1 protein-coding gene is annotated in these 255 nt (G+C 44.3%); it reads left to right on the plus strand.

Going from position 1 to position 255, the window contains the following annotated elements; genetic code table 11:
* Positions 1–255: hypothetical protein (locus ESB04_RS12530; RefSeq protein ID WP_164969679.1), on the plus strand; the 255-nt coding region annotated here is incomplete at both ends.

Here is a 255-nt window from a genome sequence, read left to right on the forward strand (position 1 = left end):
TTGTGCAGGTGCTAAAGTAACTTTATCAGGTTCAGGTGCTTCTTCCTACGCTTGGAACAATGGCATCACCAATGGTACAGAATTTACCGCTACCGAAACTAAAACCTATACCGTAACTGGTACGGATGCCAATGGTTGTACCAACACCGCCACTTCCATTGTCACCGTAAATACTTTACCTACCGTTACTGCCACTCAAAACCAAACCGTTTGTGCAGGTGCTAAAGTAACTTTATCAGGTTCAGGTGCTTCTTC

It is taken from the genome of Aquirufa rosea (genome assembly GCF_004118285.1).
GTDB classification, from domain to species: domain Bacteria; phylum Bacteroidota; class Bacteroidia; order Cytophagales; family Spirosomataceae; genus Aquirufa; species Aquirufa rosea.